At 72.5% G+C, this 15508-nt stretch carries 12 protein-coding genes and 1 pseudogene; 6 read left to right on the top strand and 7 right to left on the bottom strand.

What is annotated here, in order from left to right; genetic code table 11:
- Nucleotides 1-14: 14 nt before the first annotated feature.
- From QWZ14_RS01520 to QWZ14_RS01510, 3 genes are all read right to left on the bottom strand, one after another.
- Complete coding sequence (locus tag QWZ14_RS01520; RefSeq protein WP_290314787.1) at nucleotides 15-767, bottom strand: SDR family NAD(P)-dependent oxidoreductase; 753 nt, start codon at nucleotides 765-767, stop codon at nucleotides 15-17.
- Nucleotides 768-794: 27 nt separating this feature from the next.
- Entirely contained in the window at nucleotides 795-1772 is a 978-nt protein-coding gene (locus QWZ14_RS01515) for a Bug family tripartite tricarboxylate transporter substrate binding protein (protein WP_290314786.1), read from the bottom strand.
- A gap of 88 nt (nucleotides 1773-1860) precedes the next feature.
- Nucleotides 1861-2886 (bottom strand): Bug family tripartite tricarboxylate transporter substrate binding protein, encoded by a 1026-nt coding sequence (locus tag QWZ14_RS01510; protein WP_290314785.1) that lies wholly within the window; start codon nucleotides 2884-2886, stop codon nucleotides 1861-1863.
- Between the two features lie 162 nt (nucleotides 2887-3048).
- On the opposite strand from QWZ14_RS01510, the gene QWZ14_RS01505 reads away from it, so the two are divergent.
- The 4 genes and pseudogenes from QWZ14_RS01505 to QWZ14_RS01490 all read left to right on the top strand — a co-directional run bounded on the left by QWZ14_RS01505 (nucleotide 3049) and on the right by QWZ14_RS01490 (nucleotide 8451).
- Complete coding sequence (locus QWZ14_RS01505) at nucleotides 3049-4017, top strand: Bug family tripartite tricarboxylate transporter substrate binding protein (RefSeq protein ID WP_290314784.1); 969 nt, start codon at nucleotides 3049-3051, stop codon at nucleotides 4015-4017.
- Nucleotides 4018-4097: 80 nt separating this feature from the next.
- Nucleotides 4098-5612 (top strand): annotated as a pseudogene (locus QWZ14_RS01500) (molybdopterin-dependent oxidoreductase); the annotation flags it as partial.
- A 156-nt stretch (nucleotides 5613-5768) separates the two neighbouring features.
- The gene (locus QWZ14_RS01495; protein ID WP_290314797.1) at nucleotides 5769-6413 is read left to right on the top strand and encodes a molybdopterin dinucleotide binding domain-containing protein; all 645 of its coding nucleotides are present in this window, start codon (nucleotides 5769-5771) and stop codon (nucleotides 6411-6413) included.
- Between the two features lie 79 nt (nucleotides 6414-6492).
- Nucleotides 6493-8451, top strand: a complete 1959-nt coding sequence (locus tag QWZ14_RS01490; protein WP_290314783.1) for a PhoX family protein — start codon at nucleotides 6493-6495, stop codon at nucleotides 8449-8451.
- 25 nt (nucleotides 8452-8476) lie between these two features.
- Here QWZ14_RS01490 and QWZ14_RS01485 read toward each other — a convergent pair whose 3' ends face one another.
- Genes QWZ14_RS01485 through QWZ14_RS01475 form a run of 3 tightly spaced genes read right to left on the bottom strand, consistent with a single transcriptional unit; the run spans nucleotide 8477 to nucleotide 11769 of the window.
- Complete coding sequence (locus tag QWZ14_RS01485; RefSeq protein WP_290314782.1) at nucleotides 8477-9424, bottom strand: nitrilase-related carbon-nitrogen hydrolase; 948 nt, start codon at nucleotides 9422-9424, stop codon at nucleotides 8477-8479.
- Between the two features lie 3 nt (nucleotides 9425-9427).
- Nucleotides 9428-10828: a dihydroorotase gene (locus tag QWZ14_RS01480; protein ID WP_290314781.1), complete on the bottom strand. Its 1401-nt coding sequence runs from the start codon at nucleotides 10826-10828 to the stop codon at nucleotides 9428-9430.
- A 32-nt stretch (nucleotides 10829-10860) separates the two neighbouring features.
- The gene (locus QWZ14_RS01475) at nucleotides 10861-11769 is read right to left on the bottom strand and encodes a LysR family transcriptional regulator (protein ID WP_290314780.1); all 909 of its coding nucleotides are present in this window, start codon (nucleotides 11767-11769) and stop codon (nucleotides 10861-10863) included.
- A gap of 113 nt (nucleotides 11770-11882) precedes the next feature.
- Between QWZ14_RS01475 and QWZ14_RS01470 the strand changes: the two genes are divergently transcribed.
- A complete protein-coding gene (locus QWZ14_RS01470) occupies nucleotides 11883-13433 on the top strand; it encodes an MmgE/PrpD family protein (RefSeq protein ID WP_290314779.1) in 1551 nt (516 codons plus the stop codon).
- Between the two features lie 62 nt (nucleotides 13434-13495).
- Nucleotides 13496-14629, top strand: a complete 1134-nt coding sequence (locus tag QWZ14_RS01465; RefSeq protein WP_290314778.1) for a bifunctional 2-methylcitrate synthase/citrate synthase — start codon at nucleotides 13496-13498, stop codon at nucleotides 14627-14629.
- A gap of 534 nt (nucleotides 14630-15163) precedes the next feature.
- Here the strand turns inward: QWZ14_RS01465 and QWZ14_RS01460 are convergent.
- A partial coding sequence (locus QWZ14_RS01460) for a hypothetical protein (RefSeq protein ID WP_290314777.1) occupies nucleotides 15164-15508 on the bottom strand: 345 nt, incomplete at its 5' end.

Below are 15508 nucleotides of genomic sequence, written 5' to 3'. Positions count from 1 at the left end.
CCCGCGCCTATGCCTTACCGCGCGGTGTAGCCGCCATCCACCAGCAGGTCGGCGCCGGTCATGTAGCGGCTCTCGTCGGCGGCGAGGAACAGCGCCGCATCGGCGATCTCCTCCGGCCGGCCCTGGCGGCCGAGCAGGGTCAGCGGCCCGTAGAAGGCCAGCCCCGCCTCCGGCCCGCCGATCCGTGCCACGGTGCGCTCGGTGGCGATCGGCCCGGGCGAGAGACTGTTCACCCGGATGCCGTCCGCCGCATGGTCGATCGCCATGCAGCGCGCCATGTGGATGAGGGCCGCCTTGGCGGTGCAGTACCAGAACCGCCCCTCGCGCCCGACATGGCCGAGCTGGGAGGCCATGTGGATGATGCTGCCGCCGCCGGCCGCGCGCATCGCCGGGATGGCGAAGCGGCTCATCAGCATCGGGCCGGTCAGGTTCACCGCGAGCGTCCGCTCCCAGGCCGCGAGCGGGATGGTCTCGGCGGTCGCATCGGCGGTGAAGGCGGCGGCGTTGTTCACCAGCACATGCAGCGCGCCGAACCGGGCGACGGCGGCGGCGACGGCCGCCTCCGCCTGCGCCGGGTCGGCGGCGTCGCAGCCCAGCGACAGCGATGCGCCGCCGATCCCGGCCGCCACCGCCGCTGCCCGGGCGGCATCGATATCGGTGACGACAACCTGCGCGCCTTCCTCCGCGTAGCGGCGGCAGATGGCGGCGCCGATGCCGCCGCCCGCGCCGGTGACGAGGGCGACCTTGCCCGCGAGCCTGCGTCCCATGCTCCCATCCCCCCCCGTTCGGTCCGGCTACTGCGCCGTCAGGCCGATGCGGCGGACGATGCCGCCCCAACGCTCGGTCTCGCTCCGCACCAGCGCCGCCGCGGCGGCGGGCGAGGCATCCGGCCAGACCTCGGCGCTGTTCTGGCGCAGCTTCTGCTGCACGCCAGGATCGGCCACCGCGCGCCGCGCCGCCTCGGCCAGCACCGCCACCACCTCCGGCGCGGTGCCCGGCTTCACGAACAGCACCTGCCAGGCGGTCAGCTCGTAGCCGGGGACGCCGGCCTCGGCGAGGGTCGGCAGGCCCGGCAGCAAATCCGTCCGCTCCGCCCCGGTCACCGCCAGGCCGCGCAGCCGGCCCTCGCGGATCAGCGGCGCCAGCATCATCGGGCTGTCGATGGTGAGCTGCACCCGCCCGGCGACCAGGTCCTGCACCGCATTGGCCGCGGTCCGGTAGGGGACGATGGTATACTCCAGCCCGGCGAGGCTCTTCAGCAGCTCCCCCGCCAGGTGGTTGGTCGCGCCGGGGAAGGTGGAGCCGTAATTCGCCGCATCCCGCTGCCCGCGCAGCCAGGCGAGCAGCGCGGCGACATCCGGCGCCGGCACCGCGGGATGCACCGCCAGCACGCTCGGCTGCCGCGCGACCAGGGCGATCGGCTGGAAGTCCCGCACCGGGTCGTGCGGGAATTCCGGCCGCACCGCCTGCATGATCGGGTGGTTGTTGGTGCCGAGGTAGAGCGTATAGCCATCCGCCGGCGCCCGCAGGAAGGCCGCGGCGCCGATGGTGCTGCCGGCGCCGGCGATGTTCTCGGCCACCACCGGCCGGCCGAGCAGCGTGCCCATCTGCTCCGCCAGGATGCGGCCGACGATGTCGGTGGCGCCGGCGACGCCGACCGGGATGACCAGCCGGAGCGGCCGGCCCGGAAAGCGCTCCTCGGCCCGCGCCGCGGCGAGGGGCGCGGCAAGGGGGGCGGTGGCCGCGGCGGCAAGCAGGCTGCGTCGGTGCATGGCGGTGATCCCTGGGCGTTGCGTCACCCGGCGGCCGGCATTGCTCCCGGGGCGCATGGTAGGGCAGTGCCGGCGCCCGGCAAGCCGCTCACCGGGCGACCGGGATGCCCGCCTCGGCGATCACCCTGGCCCATTTCGGGATGTCGGCGGCGATGGTCTCCCGCATCGCCTCCGGCGAGCCGCCCACCGCATCCAGCCCCAGGGCGGCGAACCTCGCCCGCATGTCGCCGTCGGCCAGCACCCGGATCGCCGCGGCATGGACGGTCCGGATGATCCCGGGCGGGGTGCCGGCCGGCGCCATCAGGCCGAACCAGGACAGCGCCTCGAAGCCGGGGTAGCCCTGCTCGGCGACCGTCGGCAGCTCCGGCGCATTGGCCGAGCGGGTGAGCGAGGTGACGCCGAGGCAGCGCACCCGCCCCTCGCGCACCAGCGGCAGCGACGCCCCGGCGTTCTGGATGCCGACCGGCACGGCGCCGCTGAGCAGGTCCGCCAGGTTGGCGCCGCGATAGGGGATGTGCTCCATCCGGATGCCGGCCTGGTGGCAGAGCATCTCCCCCACGATGTGCTGCGGCGTGCCGACCCCCGGCGTGCCGAAGGAGACCCGGCCGGGGTTGGCCCTGGCATGCGCCACCAGCTCGGGGAGGCTTCGCCACGGCGTTGCGGCATTCGCCAGGATCAGCGAGGGCATCGACAGGGTGATGCCGATGGAGACCAGATCCTTCAGCGGGTCGAAGGGCAGCGGCTGCAGGCTCGGCACGATGGTCACCGCGCCGTTGCCGGCCCACATCAGGGTATGGCCGTCCGGCGCCGCACGGGCGACGCGGTCGAGCCCGATGGCGCCGCCGTTGCCGGGGATGTTCTCGACCACCACCGGCTGGCCCCAGGCCTCGCTGAAGCGCTGGGCAAATATCCGGCCGGTGACGTCGGTGGAGCTGCCGGCGGTGAAGCCGACCACCAGCCGCACCGGGCGGCTGGGCCAGGGGGTGGGCCAAGGGGCGGCGGGACCGGCGGCCGGCTGCGCCATGGCCCGCGGCACGGCGGCGCCGCCGAGCAGCCCCGCGCCCAGGCCTGCGCCCTGGGCCAGCAGCCCACGCCGCGACGGTGGAGCGGTCATCGCCTCCCTCCTTCCCTGTTGCCCGGCGCTTGGCGGCCGCTTGCCGAGGCAGCCTAGACCGAAACGGCCGCCGGCGGGAACGCCCGGGTGCGGCGGCGCAGCGCGCTTGCCCCTGGCCGCCGCCTGCGCCTCAATGCCGGCAAAGCAAGGGGAGACACGCCGATGCGCCTCGACCGCCGCAGCCTGCTGGCCGCGCCCCTGGGCCTCGCCGCGCCCGCCGCCCGCGCCGCCGGGCCGGGCGCCTGGCCGGACCGGCCGATCCGCATCATCGTCACCTTCCCGGCGGGCACCCAGACCGACATCCTGACCCGGCTCTACTCGGTCCCGCTGGCGCAGAAGCTCGGCCAGCCGATCATCGTCGACAACCGCGGCGGGGCGCAGGGCGTCATCGGCATCCGCGCCGCGCTGGCCGCCCCGGCCGATGGCCATACCCTGCTGATGATCGGCGTCTCCACCGGCGCCAGCGCGCCGCACATGATCAAGGACCTGCCCTACGACCCGCTGCGCGACCTGGTGCCGATCGGCATGGTCGCCGACGCGCCCTACCTGCTGATCTGCGACCCGCGCCTGCCGGTGCGCAGCGCGGCGGAGCTGATCGCCCATGCCAAGGCGCGGCCCGGGGCGCTCAGCTTCGGCCATGGCGCGCCGAGCCGGCATGTCGCCGGGGCCCTGCTGGCGAAGCTGGCGGGGATCGAGGCGCTGGAGGTCGCCTATCGCGGCCAGCCGGAAGCGACCAACGACTGCGCCGCCGGCCGCATCTCCTTCACCATCGGCGACCTCGGCGAGGCGCTGGCGCAGGCGCGGGAGGGCCGGGTGCGCGCCCTGGCGGTCACCACCGCGGCGCGGTCGCCGCTGGCGCCCGAGATCCCCGCCCTGTCCGAGACCCTGCCGGGCTACAACCTCTCGGTCTGGTTCCTGCTCGGCGCCGCCGCGGGGGTGCCGGAGCCGGTGATCGCCCGGATCAACGCCGCCCTGACCGAGGTGATGGCCGAGCCCGGCCTGCGCCAGCAGCTCGCGGTGCAGGGCCTCGACATCCGCTCCATGCCGCCGGAGACGCTGCGGGGGTTCATGGCCTCCGAGGTGGAGAACTGGGGCCGCATCATCCGCCTGCTCGACCTGCAGCCGACCTGACCGCCGCGGCGCCGCCCGGGCCGAGGCTTGCATGCCATGGCAGGGACCCGCAGGATCGCGCCGCAGCAGGGGATGCAGGCATGGCACAGGACACCGGACTTCGGCCGCACAGCGCGCATTGGGGCGCCTTTTCCGCCGGCATGCGGGACGGCACCCTGGTGGTCGAGCCGCATCCGGGCGACCCCGATCCCAACCTGCTGCTGCAGAATTTCCCGGAAGCCCTGCGCCACAAGGCCCGCATCGCCCGCCCCATGGTCCGCCGCGGCTGGCTCGAGCAGGGCCCCGGCCCCGATGCCCGGCGCGGCCGGGACGAGTTCATCCCGATGGAGTGGGACCAGGTGCTCGACCTGCTGGCCAGGGAACTGGCGCGCGTCCGCGACGCGCATGGCCCGCAGGCGGTCTTCGGCGGCTCCTACGGCTGGTCCTCGGCCGGGCGCTTCCACCATGCCCAGAGCCAGGTGCACCGCTTCCTCAACATGACGCTCGGCGGCTATGTCCGCTCCGTCAACAGCTACAGCTCCGGCGCCTCCAGCGTCATCCTGCCGCATATCCTCGGGCCGATCGACGCCGTCGCCCGCCGCAACGTCACCTGGGAGGCGGTCGCCGAGCACACCGAGATGGTGCTGGCCTTCGGCGGCATGGCGCTGAAGAACAGCATGGTCGCCTCGGGCGGCATCAGCCGGCACGTCGAGCGCGGATCGATGGCCGCGGCCCGGGCGCGGGGCTGCGAATTCCTGCTGATCGGCCCGCTGAAGGATGATTTGCCCGAGGATGCCGGCGCCACCTGGCAGCCCATCACCCCGGGGACGGATACCGCGCTGATGCTCGGCATGGCGCATGCCCTGGTCACGGCGGGCAAGCACGACCGCGGCTTCATCGACCGCTACTGCGCCGGCTGGGACACCTTCGAGGCCTACCTGCTCGGCCGCAGCGACGGCCAGCCGAAGGACCCGGCCTGGGCCGCCGCCATCTGCGGCGTCCCGGCCGGGCGCATCACCGCGATGGCGCTGCAGGCGGTGGGCCGCCGCACCCTGGTGACCGTCGCGCATTCGCTGCAGCGCCAGGAGCACGGCGAGCAGCCGGTCTGAATGGCCTGCGTGCTGGCCGCCATGCTCGGCCAGATCGGCCTGCCCGGCGGGGGCTACAACTACGCCCTCGGCGCGCTGGCGCATTACGGACGCCGGCAGAACGCGGTCTCCTCCGCCGCCCTGCCGCAGGGCAGGAACGGCGTCGGCGCCTTCATCCCGGTGGCCCGCATCTCGGACATGCTGCTGCACCCGGGCCAGCCCTTCGACTACAACGGCAAACAGATGGAGTATCCGGATATCCGCCTGGTCTACTGGGCCGGCGGCAATCCCTTCCACCACCACCAGGACCTCAACCGGCTGAAGCGCGCCTTCGCCGCGGTGGAGACGCTGGTGGTGCACGAGATCGCCTGGACCGCGACGGCCCGCCACGCCGATATCGTGCTGCCCTGCACCATGACCCTCGAGCGCGAGGACATCGGCGCCGCCCCGACCGACCCGCTGATGGTCGCCATGCACCGGATCGCCGCGCCCTTCGGCGAGGCCCGCGACGACTACGCCATCTTCTCGGCGCTGGCCGGACGCCTCGGCGCCGGCCCCGCCTTCACCGAGGGCCGCAGCGCCGGCGACTGGCTGCGCCACCTCTACGAGCCGACCCGCAAGGGCCTCGCCGCCCGCGGCCTGCCGGCGCCGTCCTTCGAGGAATTCTGGGCCCAGGGCGAGCTGGTGCTGCCGCAGGAGGAGGACGACGGCGGCATCCTCAGGGATTTCCGCACCGACCCGGAGGCGCATCCGCTACCGACGCCGAGCGGGCGGATCGAGATCGCCTCCGCCACCATCGCCGGCTTCGGCTACGCCGATTGCCCCGGCCACCCGACCTGGCTGTCGCCCGCCGAGGCGCCCGATGCCGCGGCGCCGCTCCGCCTCATCGCCAACCAGCCGGCGACGCGGCTGCACAGCCAGTTCGACTTCGGCGGCTACAGCAACGGCATGAAGCGCCGCGGCCGCGAGGTGATGCGGATCAACCCGGCGGATGCCGCCCCGCGCGGCATCGCCGAGGGCGACGTGGTGAAGCTGCGCAACGCCCGCGGCGCCTGCCTCGCCACCGCCGCGGTCAGCGCCGACGTCATCCCCGGCGTGGTGCAGCTCCCGACCGGCGCCTGGTACGACCCCGAGGACCCGATGGAGGACGCCTCCCTCTGCGTCCACGGCAACCCGAACGTGCTGACGCGGGACGTGGGTACCTCAAGCCTCGCCCAGGGCTGCACCGGCCAGCTCACCACGGTCGAGGTGGAGCGCTTCGCCGGCAACCTGCCGCCGATCCGCGCCTTCGATCCACCGGGGGCGGTGCCGGCACTGGCGGCCGAGTAACCGAAGCTTCACGACCAGCCCCTTCCGCCCTTGCGCGGCCGGGGCTACGCCATGCGGGTGTTCCGAGGGAGCCACCCGCATGCCACCGCTGGACGAATCCGCCCCGTTCGAGCCCGCCCCGGTCGAGATCGAGGATATCGGCAGCAACCCCGCCCGGCTGGTCGCCGGGCGCGAGACCCTGGCCGAGATCGCCGAACGCCGCCTCTCCCGCCGGACGGCCCTGCTGGGCCTGGCGGCGCTGACCCAGCTGCCGGCGGCGCCCGCCGCCGAAAGCGACGGCCCCTCCAGCCTCGGCTTCACCGAGCTGTCGCACCGCCTCAGCCAGCGCGACGCCGTGGCCCCGGGCCATGAGATCCAGACCGTGATCCGCTGGGGCGACCCGGTGCTGGCCGATGCCCCGGCCTTCGACCCGCAGGCCGTCACCGCCGCCGCCCAGGCGCAGCAATTCGGCTACAACAACGACTACGTGGACTACCTGCCCCTGCCGCATGGCTCGCAGAACAGCGAGCACGGGCTGCTGGTGGTGAACCACGAATACACCAATACCAACATGATGTTCCCCGGCCTCGGGGCCGGCCGCAGCGCCGCGCTGAAGGCCAGCGCCGCCCAGGCGGCGGCCGAGATGGCGGCGCATGGCATGTCGGTGGTGGAGCTGCGCCGCGAGGGCGGCCGCTGGTCGCCGGTGGCGGCCGGCAGGCTGAATCGCCGCATCACCGCCGAAACCCCGATCCGCATCGGCGGCCCCGCCGCCGGGCATGAGCGGCTGAGGACCAACGCCGACCCGACCGGCACGCAGGTGCTGGGCACGCTGAACAATTGCTCGGGCGGCAATACCCCCTGGGGCACGGTGCTGACGGCGGAGGAGAATTTCAACGTCTACTTCGGCGGCGCCGCGGCCACCACCGGCGAGCAGAAGGACCACTACAGGCGCTACGGCATCCTGTCGGAATCGCTCTATTCCTGGTCCCGGCACACCGACCGCTTCAACCTCGACAAGGAGCCGAACGAGCCGAACCGCTTCGGCTGGGTGGTCGAATTCGACCCCTACGACCCGACCTCGGTGCCGGTGAAGCGCACCGCCCTCGGCCATTTCAAGCACGAGTGCTGCAACCACGCGATCAGCGCCGATGGCCGCGTCGCCATCTACATGGGCGACGACGAGCGCTTCGAGTACATCTACAAATTCGTCACCGCCCGCCGCTGGCACCCGACCGACCGCGCCGCCAACCGCGACCTGCTGGACGAGGGCACGCTCTTCGTCGCCCGCTGCCTCGACGACGGCCGCCTGGAATGGCTGCCGCTGGTCCATGGCGAGGGGCCGCTGACCGCGGCCAATGGCTTCGCCTCCCAGGCCGAGGTGCTGATCGAGACCCGCCGCGCCGCCGACCTGCTGGGCGCCACGCCGATGGACCGGCCCGAGGACGTGGAGCCCAACCCGCTGACCGGCCGCATCTACGCCATGCTGACCAACAACACCGCCCGCGGCGGGCAGCGGCTGGACAGGGCCAATCCCCGCGCCGCCAACGCGCATGGCCATGTGGTGGAGCTCATCCCGCCCGGGGCCGGCACCTCCCAGGTGGACCACGTCGCGCCGGTCGGCCGCTGGGAGATCTTCCTGCTGGCCGGCAAGCCCGGCGTCGATGCCGGCGCCCGCTACCACCGCGCCACCAGCGACCAGGGCTGGCTCTCCTGTCCCGACAACTGCACCTTCGACCGGAAGGGGCGGATCTGGATCGCCACCGACGGCGCGCCCTCGGCGGCCGGCGTGGCCGACGGGCTCTATGCCGCGGATACCGCCGGCTACGGCCGCGGCCTCACCCGGCTGTTCTACCAGGCCCCGACCGGGGCCGAGGTCTGCGGCCCCTGCTTCACCCCGGATGGCGAGACCATCTTCCTCGCCATCCAGCACCCCGGCGAGGAGGCCGGCAGCAGCTTCGAGCGGCCGACCACCCGCTGGCCGGATTTCCAGCCGGGCATGCCGCCGCGGCCCTCGGTCATCGCCATCACCCGCAAGGGCGGCGGCGAGATCGGCAGCTGAGGGGGGGGCGCCCCACTCCGGCGCCTCAGTCCGGCGCCACCGCCCCGACCTGCTCGACGATCGGCTTGTACCACTGCGGCCGGCGGTGGGCGGCGAAGTTGAACATCTTCTGCTTGCCCTGCTGGCAGAGCGCCAGATCCGCATCGGCCAGGATCAGCTCGTCGCCCAGGGTGGTCGCCTGCGCCACCACCTTGCCGTTCGGGTCGACGATGCAGGAGCCGCCGATCAGCCCGGCGCCGTCCTCGACGCCGGCCTTGGCGACCGAGACCGCCCAGGTCGCGTTCATGTAGGCATTGGCCTGGACCACCATGGTCGAGTGGAAGGTCCGCAGCGCCAGGTCCTCGGCCGGCCCGCCGTTCGGGTCGTAGGCGGCGGAATTGTAGCCGATCAGCATCAGCTCCACCCCCTGCAGCCCCAGCACCCGCCAGGCCTCCGGCCAGCGCCGGTCGTTGCAGACCAGCATGCCGAGCACCGGCGCGTTCCAGACCTTGGGCCCGCGGAAGGCCTTGAAGCCCATGTCGCCGTATTCGAAGTAGCGCTTCTCGAGCTGCTGGTACTGCTGCGCCGGGCGGTACTCGCGCGAGCCCGGCAGGTGCACCTTGCGGTACTTGCCGAGGATGCTGCCGTCCGGCCCCACGGTGATGGCGGTGTTGAAGTGCTGGCCCTGCGGCGTCCGCTCGGCATAGCCGAGGTAGAAGCCGATCTGCAGCGCGCGCGCCCGGTCGAACAGCGGCTGCACCGAGGGGTTGGGCATGGCGGTCTCGAAGTAGCCGGCCAGCTCCGGGTCGGCGGCATCCATCCACCAGCGGGGGAAGAAGGTGGTCAGCGCCAGCTCGGGGAAGACCACCAGCTCGGCGCCCTCGGCGGCGGCGGCCTCGAGCAGCGCGATCAGCCGCGCCAGGGTCTCGGCCCGGTCCGCACCGCGCTGGATGGGGCCGAGCTGCGCGCCGGCGATGCGAAGGTTGCGCGACATGGTTCAGGCTTCTCCCAGATAGGTTTCGCGGTGCTGCCGCGGCACGAAGCGCCCGCTGCCCGGCCGCGCCAGCACGGCGCTGCCGTCCCAGATGCAGGCGCCGCGCAGCCAGGTGGCGGCGACGCGCGCCCGCATCGCCCGGCCGTGATAGGGGGACCAGCGGGCATCCGGCCGGTCCTGTATCATTGCTTCATCAAAAATAAAATCGCCTTGTTGTAACACGACCAGGTCGGCATCGGCGCCCACCCGGATCGCCCCCTTCTTCGGGAACAGGCCGTGGAAGCGCGCCGGCCGCTCGGCGCAGTATTTCGCCATCAGGGTCGGCGGCAAGCCGCGTTCCGCCAGCAGGGTGAACATCAGCGGCGCGAAGCTCTGCAGCCCGGTGAGGCCGGCGCCGGGGGCGAAGATGTCGCCCGTGTACACCTTCCGCTCCCGCGGCCAGGGCGCGTGGTCGGTCGAGACATAGGCGATGCCCCCCGCGGCGAAGGCGGCCCACATCCGCTCCACCTCCTCCGCCGTGCGAAAGGGCGGGTTGCACTTGCCGAAGCCCTCAAGGCGGATGAGGTCGGCCTCGGTCATGCAGAGGTACTGGATGCAGGCCTCGCCGCTCGTCTTCGCCCCCTGGGCGCGGAACAGCGCCGCCAGCTCGAAGCCCCGCGCGAGGGAGGAATGGGCGATATGGACGTGGCAGCCGGTCTCCCGCGCCATCTCGAAGATCTCGAGGTCGGCCATGCTCTCGACCAGCGGCGGCCGGGTGCGGCAGTGCATGATCGGGTCGGTGCGGCCGGCCGCCTTGGCCTCGGCGGTGAGGCGGACCACCATCTCCTGGTCCTCGTTGTGGATGGCGCACATCAGCCCGGTGCGGGCGATCTCGCGGAAGGCGGCCAGCATGGTCGGGTGGTCGATGCGGGGGAAGCGCACCGCGTCGTACTCGTAGGTGCTGAGCTTGAAGGCGCAGGCCCCGGCGGCGGCGAGCCCGGCGATGTCCTCGGCCAGCGCGCCCCCCCGGACGTCCTTCCGGATGGTCCCGTAGAGCGCCATGTCGACATGGCTGGTCGCTTCCAGCACCGCCACCTTCTCGGCCAGGATCGCCGCATCGGTCACCGGCCGCGGCACGTCGTAGGGCATGTCGACGCAGGTGGTGACGCCGCCCGCCGCGGCCGACATCGAGGCGCCCTCGATCCCCGCCCAGCCGGTGCTGGAGGAGGTGTGCATGTGCCCGTCGACCAGCCCGGGCAGCACGAGCATGCCGCTGTGGTCCGCCACCGCGGCGGCCGGTGGCGGCGCCCCCTGGCCGATGGCGGCGATGGTCTCGCCGCGCACGGCGACATAGCCGCCGGCGAGGATGCCGTCCGGCAGGACGAGGTCGCCGAGGATCACCCGGTCGTACGGGGCAGTCTGCATGCATGCGGGTCCTGTGCTGGCCTTGGCCGAGCCTAGCCCTTCTCCGCCGCCGGAAACACCCGCCCCGCCACGGCGACCGCGGCCCGCGCCGCCTCGGTCTCCCGCTCGCCGTTCCAGACCAGCGCCACCCCGACCGAGGCGACCGGCCCGGCCAGCGCGCGGAAGGCGACGCCCGGCGGCCGCAGCACCGCCATGCCGGAGGACACCAGCGCGACGCCGAGCCCCGCCGCGACGAAGGCGAGCTGGGCCATGGCCGAGCCGACCTCGCGCATCGCCACCGGCTCGAAGCCCGCGGCGCGGCAGGCGGTCACCTGGCGGTCGAAATAGGCCGGGCTGATGCTGCGCGGCAGCAGCACCAGCGCTTCGCCTGCCAGCGCCGCCAGGGGCAGGGGGCCCGGCTCCGCCAGCAAGGGATGCCCCTTGGGCAAGGCAACCACCAGGGCATCCGCGCCCAGCGGCATCACCCTGAGCGGCGGCCGGTCGCGGTCCAGCCGGGCGAGGGCGAAATCCACCTCGCCCCGGCGCAGCGCCTCCACCGCATCCGCGGTATCCATCTCCCGCACCGCCAGGGCGCTGTCGGGGGCCGCCGCCCGCAGCCCGCGCACCAGCGGCGGCAGGTAGTCGAAGAGCGCGCTGGTGACGCAGGCCATGGCCATGGGCGCATGGCGTCCCGCCCGCAATTCCTTCGCCAGGCTCTCCACCTGCTTGGCATCCTCGGCCAGCCGGCGGAGGATGGGCAGCAGGGCCTCGCCCTCCCGCGTCGGCCGGGCGCCCTTGCGGGTGCGCTCCAGCAGCCGCACGCCGAGCTCGGCCTCCAGCGCCTGGATCTGCGCCGTCAGCGGCGGCTGCGAGACGCCGAGCCGGGCGGCGGCACGACCGAAATGGCCCTCCTCGGCGACCGCCAGGAAATGCCCCATGCGGCGCAGGATGCGGAAATCCATGAGGCCTTCCCGGTTGGCGATACGCAAATCATATCGTGCCCGCCGCTCAATCGGAATGGACGAAGGCCCCGCCCGGGGCGACAAAGCACGCCTCACCCCAGGGGAAGACCGCCATGCAGCTCCATCCCGTCAAGCTCCACCCGTCCAAGTCCCTCCTCAAGCGCGAGGACCAGCTCGCCTGGAAGATCGCCGGCGTCGCCGCCGACAAGGTCGCGGTCGAGAAGGACGTGGCCGCGATGATCATCAACCGGATCATCGACAACGCCGCCGTCGGCATCGCCTCGGTCAACCGGAAGGCCCCGACCTCGGCCCGCGCCATGGCCCTCGGCCATGCCCGCCAAGGGAGAAACGCTCGCGGCGCCACCATCTTCGGCATGCCCGCCAACAAGCGCTTCTCGCCGGAATGGGCCGCCTGGGCGAACGGCACCGCGGTGCGCGAGCTCGACATGCACGACACCTTCCTCGCCGCCGACTACTCCCACCCCGGCGACAACATCCCCCCCATCCTGGCGGTCGCCCAGACCATGGAGAAATCCGGCCGCGACCTGATCCGCGGCTTGGCCACCGGCTACGAGATCCAGATCGACCTGGTGAAGGCGATCTGCCTGCACGAGCACAAGGTCGACCACATCGCCCACCTCTGCCCCTCGGCCGCGGCCGGCATCGGCACCCTGCTGAAGCTGCCGCAGGAGGCGATCTTCCAGGCGGTGCAGCAGGCGCTCCACGTCTCCATCTCCTTCCGCCAGTCGCGCAAGGGCGAGATCAGCAGCTGGAAGGCCTTCGCCCCGGCGCATGCCGGCAAGCTGGCGATCGAGGCCGCCGACCGCGCCATGCGCGGCGAGGGCGCCCCGTCCCCGATCTACGAGGGCGAGGACAGCGTCATCGGCTGGGTCCTCTCGGGCCGCACCATGGCCGACAAGGAAGGCCGCGCGGCCGCCTACGGCCCCGTCTACTACGAGGTGCCGCTGCCGACCGCCGGCGAGCCCAAGCGCGCCATCATGGACAGCTACACCAAGGAGCACTCGGCCGAGTACCAGTCCCAGGCCCTGATCGACCTCGCCTTCCGCATGCGCGAGAGCATCCCGGACCAGGGCGCGATCGAGAAGATCGTCATCCACACCAGCCATCATACCCACTACGTGATCGGCACCGGCGCCAACGACCCGCAGAAGATGGACCCGAAGGCCAGCCGCGAGACCCTCGACCACTCCATCATGTACATCTTCGCCGTCGCCCTGCAGGACGGCCGCTGGCACCACGTCGACAGCTATGCCCCCCGCCGCGCCGGCCGGGCCGACACCGTCCGCCTCTGGCAGAAGATCGAGACCACCGAGGATGCGGAGTGGACCCGCCGCTACCATTCGCGTGATCCGAACGAACTCTCCTTCGGCGGCCGCGTCGAGATCACCTTCAAGGACGGCAGCAAGCTGGTCGACGAGATGGCGGTGGCCAATGCCCATCCGAACGGCGCGAAGCCCTTCGGCCGGGCCGACTACATCAACAAGTTCCAGATCATGACCGAGGGCCTGATCTCGGCCCGGGAGAGCGCCCGCTTCCTCGCCGACGTCCAGGACCTGGCCCGCATCCCGGCCGGCGAACTGCATGTGCTGAACGTCGCCATGCCGGCCGGCAGCCTGGCCGAAGGCAAGCCGGGCATCTTCTGAGCCATCCCTATCCGGGGGCGGCAGCCGCCGTCCCCGGCACGCTTCAAACGGGAGAACCAGCCATGAGCGAAGCCACCCCCGACATCAAGAAGGGCCTCGTCGGCGTCTATGCCGACGTCTCCACCATCTCCAAGGTGATGCCGGAGACCAACAGCCTCACCTACCGCGGCTATGCGGTGCAGGACCTCTGCGAGGAATGCACCTTCGAGGAAGTCGCCTACCTGCTCTGGAACGCCGAGCTGCCGACCAGGGCGCAGCTCGCGGCCTTCAACGCCGAGGTCGCCGCCGAGCGGGCCATCAGCCCGGCGCTGCTGCGGGTCATCAAGGACTTCCCGCACGACGCCCATCCGATGGACGCGATCCGCACCGCGGTCTCCTTCATGGGCATGGAGGACCCCGAGAGCGCCGACAATTCCGAGCCCGCCACCCGCCGCAAGGCCGCCCGGCTGCTGGCCAAGATCCCGAGCGCCATCGCCGCCGCCCACCGCGCCGGCAAGGGGCTCGAGCCGATCCAGCCGGACCCGAAGCACACGTTCGGTGAGAATTTCTTCAACCTGGTCTTCGGCAAGGTGCCGGCGCCCGAGGTGCTGAAGGCCTTCGACGTCTCCCTCATCCTCTATGCCGAGCATACCTTCAACGCTTCGACCTACACCGCCCGGCTGGTCACCTCGACCATGGCCGACATCCACGGCGCCATCACCGCCGGCATCGCCGCACTCAAGGGCCCGCTGCACGGCGGCGCCAACGAGGCGGTGATGCACATGCTGAAGGAGGTCGGCGGCCCCGACCATGCCGAGGAATGGCTCTCGACCCGCTTCGACCACAAGGCGCTGGTCATGGGCTTCGGCCACCGGGTCTACAAGACCGGCGACAGCCGCGTGCCCACCATGACCAAATACGCCGAGAAGATGGCCGAGGTGGTCGGCGACAAGACCTGGATGAACACCTCCCGGGTGCTGGCGGCGAAGATGCTCAAGGAGAAGAACATCCACCCGAACCTCGATTTCCCGGCCGGGCCCGCCTACTACCTGATGGGCTTCGACATCCCGCTGTTCACGCCGATCTTCGTCGCCTCGCGCGTCACCGGCTGGGCCGCGCATGTCATCGAGCAGGCCGCCGACAACCGGCTGATCCGGCCGCTGTCGCACTACACCGGCCCCGAGCAGCGCCCGGTGCCGCCGCTCGACCGGCGCTGACGCCACCGCTGCAGGGNGCCGGAGCATCCGGCGGCCGTTTGCAATTCGGGGCCGCGCACGCAGCGGCGACGGCGGCGTCACGCGATGCGCATAAAAGCGCAACGTCAATTGCGGTTTCTGTTGACATGCCGCTTGGCTGTGCAGATAGCGTGCACATGCGCGCATGATGTTGCCCGCGATTCGTCCAGCGGCACATGCACCGCGACGGATCCCGGGCACGTCCAAGACATCCTGCCGCAGCAGGGAAGGATGGTCCATGGACCGCAGGCAGGACGGGGTGGCGGCAGCAGAATTCGCCGACCATTCCGCGCCGTCGCAGGGCAAGCCTCAGGTGCCCCGCGCCGGATACGCGGAGGACGGAACCACGATGCGGCTCGGGATGCGTCATCGAGCCGCCGATCATCCGCCACCGCTTGCTGCCCGCGTGACCTGGAACGGCAGCCGCGGCCTTGCGCGCAGCCGCGCGCCGCAGCCGCCGTACCCTCCGCCCTGTCGCCACGCCACCTGACACCGCGTCCTTCCTCACCGATTGCCTCAGGAGATTCCGCCTGTGACCGATACCCCCGATGCCCCCGCCGCCGGCCGCGCCCAGCCGATGGCCGTCGCCACCACCCGCCGCAGCGCGAAGAAGCCGGTGACCGCCCGCAGCCGCGCCACCGCCGCGGCGAAGAAGCCGGCGGCCCGCAAGGCCGCGCCGGCGAAGAAGCCGGCCGCCAAGAAGGCCGCGCCGAAGAAGGCCGTGGCCGCGAAGAAGCCGGCCGCGCGCAAGGCCGTCGCCAAGGCCGCGCCGAAGCGCGCCGCCGCGGCGAAGAAGCCCGCCGCCCGCAAGGCCGCGCCGCGGAAGGCCGTGGCCGCGAAGAAGCCGGCCGCGCGCAAGGC

This window comes from Paeniroseomonas aquatica, from assembly GCF_030409335.1.
Lineage (GTDB): Bacteria > Pseudomonadota > Alphaproteobacteria > Acetobacterales > Acetobacteraceae > Belnapia > Belnapia aquatica.
The sequence above is the reverse complement of the archived record's forward strand: the minus strand, read 5'-3'. Positions and strand labels throughout refer to the sequence as shown.

What these genes read in the sequence shown, in the direction of transcription:
- QWZ14_RS01520 (WP_290314787.1), bottom strand. Translation starts at nt 767, where the DNA reads ATGGGACGCAGGCTCGCGGGCAAGGTCGCCCTCGTCACCGGCGCGGGC.
- QWZ14_RS01515 (WP_290314786.1), bottom strand. Translation starts at nt 1,772, where the DNA reads ATGCACCGACGCAGCCTGCTTGCCGCCGCGGCCACCGCCCCCCTTGCC.
- QWZ14_RS01510 (WP_290314785.1), bottom strand. Translation starts at nt 2,886, where the DNA reads ATGACCGCTCCACCGTCGCGGCGTGGGCTGCTGGCCCAGGGCGCAGGC.
- QWZ14_RS01505 (WP_290314784.1), top strand. Translation starts at nt 3,049, where the DNA reads ATGCGCCTCGACCGCCGCAGCCTGCTGGCCGCGCCCCTGGGCCTCGCC.
- QWZ14_RS01490 (WP_290314783.1), top strand. Translation starts at nt 6,493, where the DNA reads ATGCCACCGCTGGACGAATCCGCCCCGTTCGAGCCCGCCCCGGTCGAG.
- QWZ14_RS01485 (WP_290314782.1), bottom strand. Translation starts at nt 9,424, where the DNA reads ATGTCGCGCAACCTTCGCATCGCCGGCGCGCAGCTCGGCCCCATCCAG.
- QWZ14_RS01480 (WP_290314781.1), bottom strand. Translation starts at nt 10,828, where the DNA reads ATGCAGACTGCCCCGTACGACCGGGTGATCCTCGGCGACCTCGTCCTG.
- QWZ14_RS01475 (WP_290314780.1), bottom strand. Translation starts at nt 11,769, where the DNA reads ATGGATTTCCGCATCCTGCGCCGCATGGGGCATTTCCTGGCGGTCGCC.
- QWZ14_RS01470 (WP_290314779.1), top strand. Translation starts at nt 11,883, where the DNA reads ATGCAGCTCCATCCCGTCAAGCTCCACCCGTCCAAGTCCCTCCTCAAG.
- QWZ14_RS01465 (WP_290314778.1), top strand. Translation starts at nt 13,496, where the DNA reads ATGAGCGAAGCCACCCCCGACATCAAGAAGGGCCTCGTCGGCGTCTAT.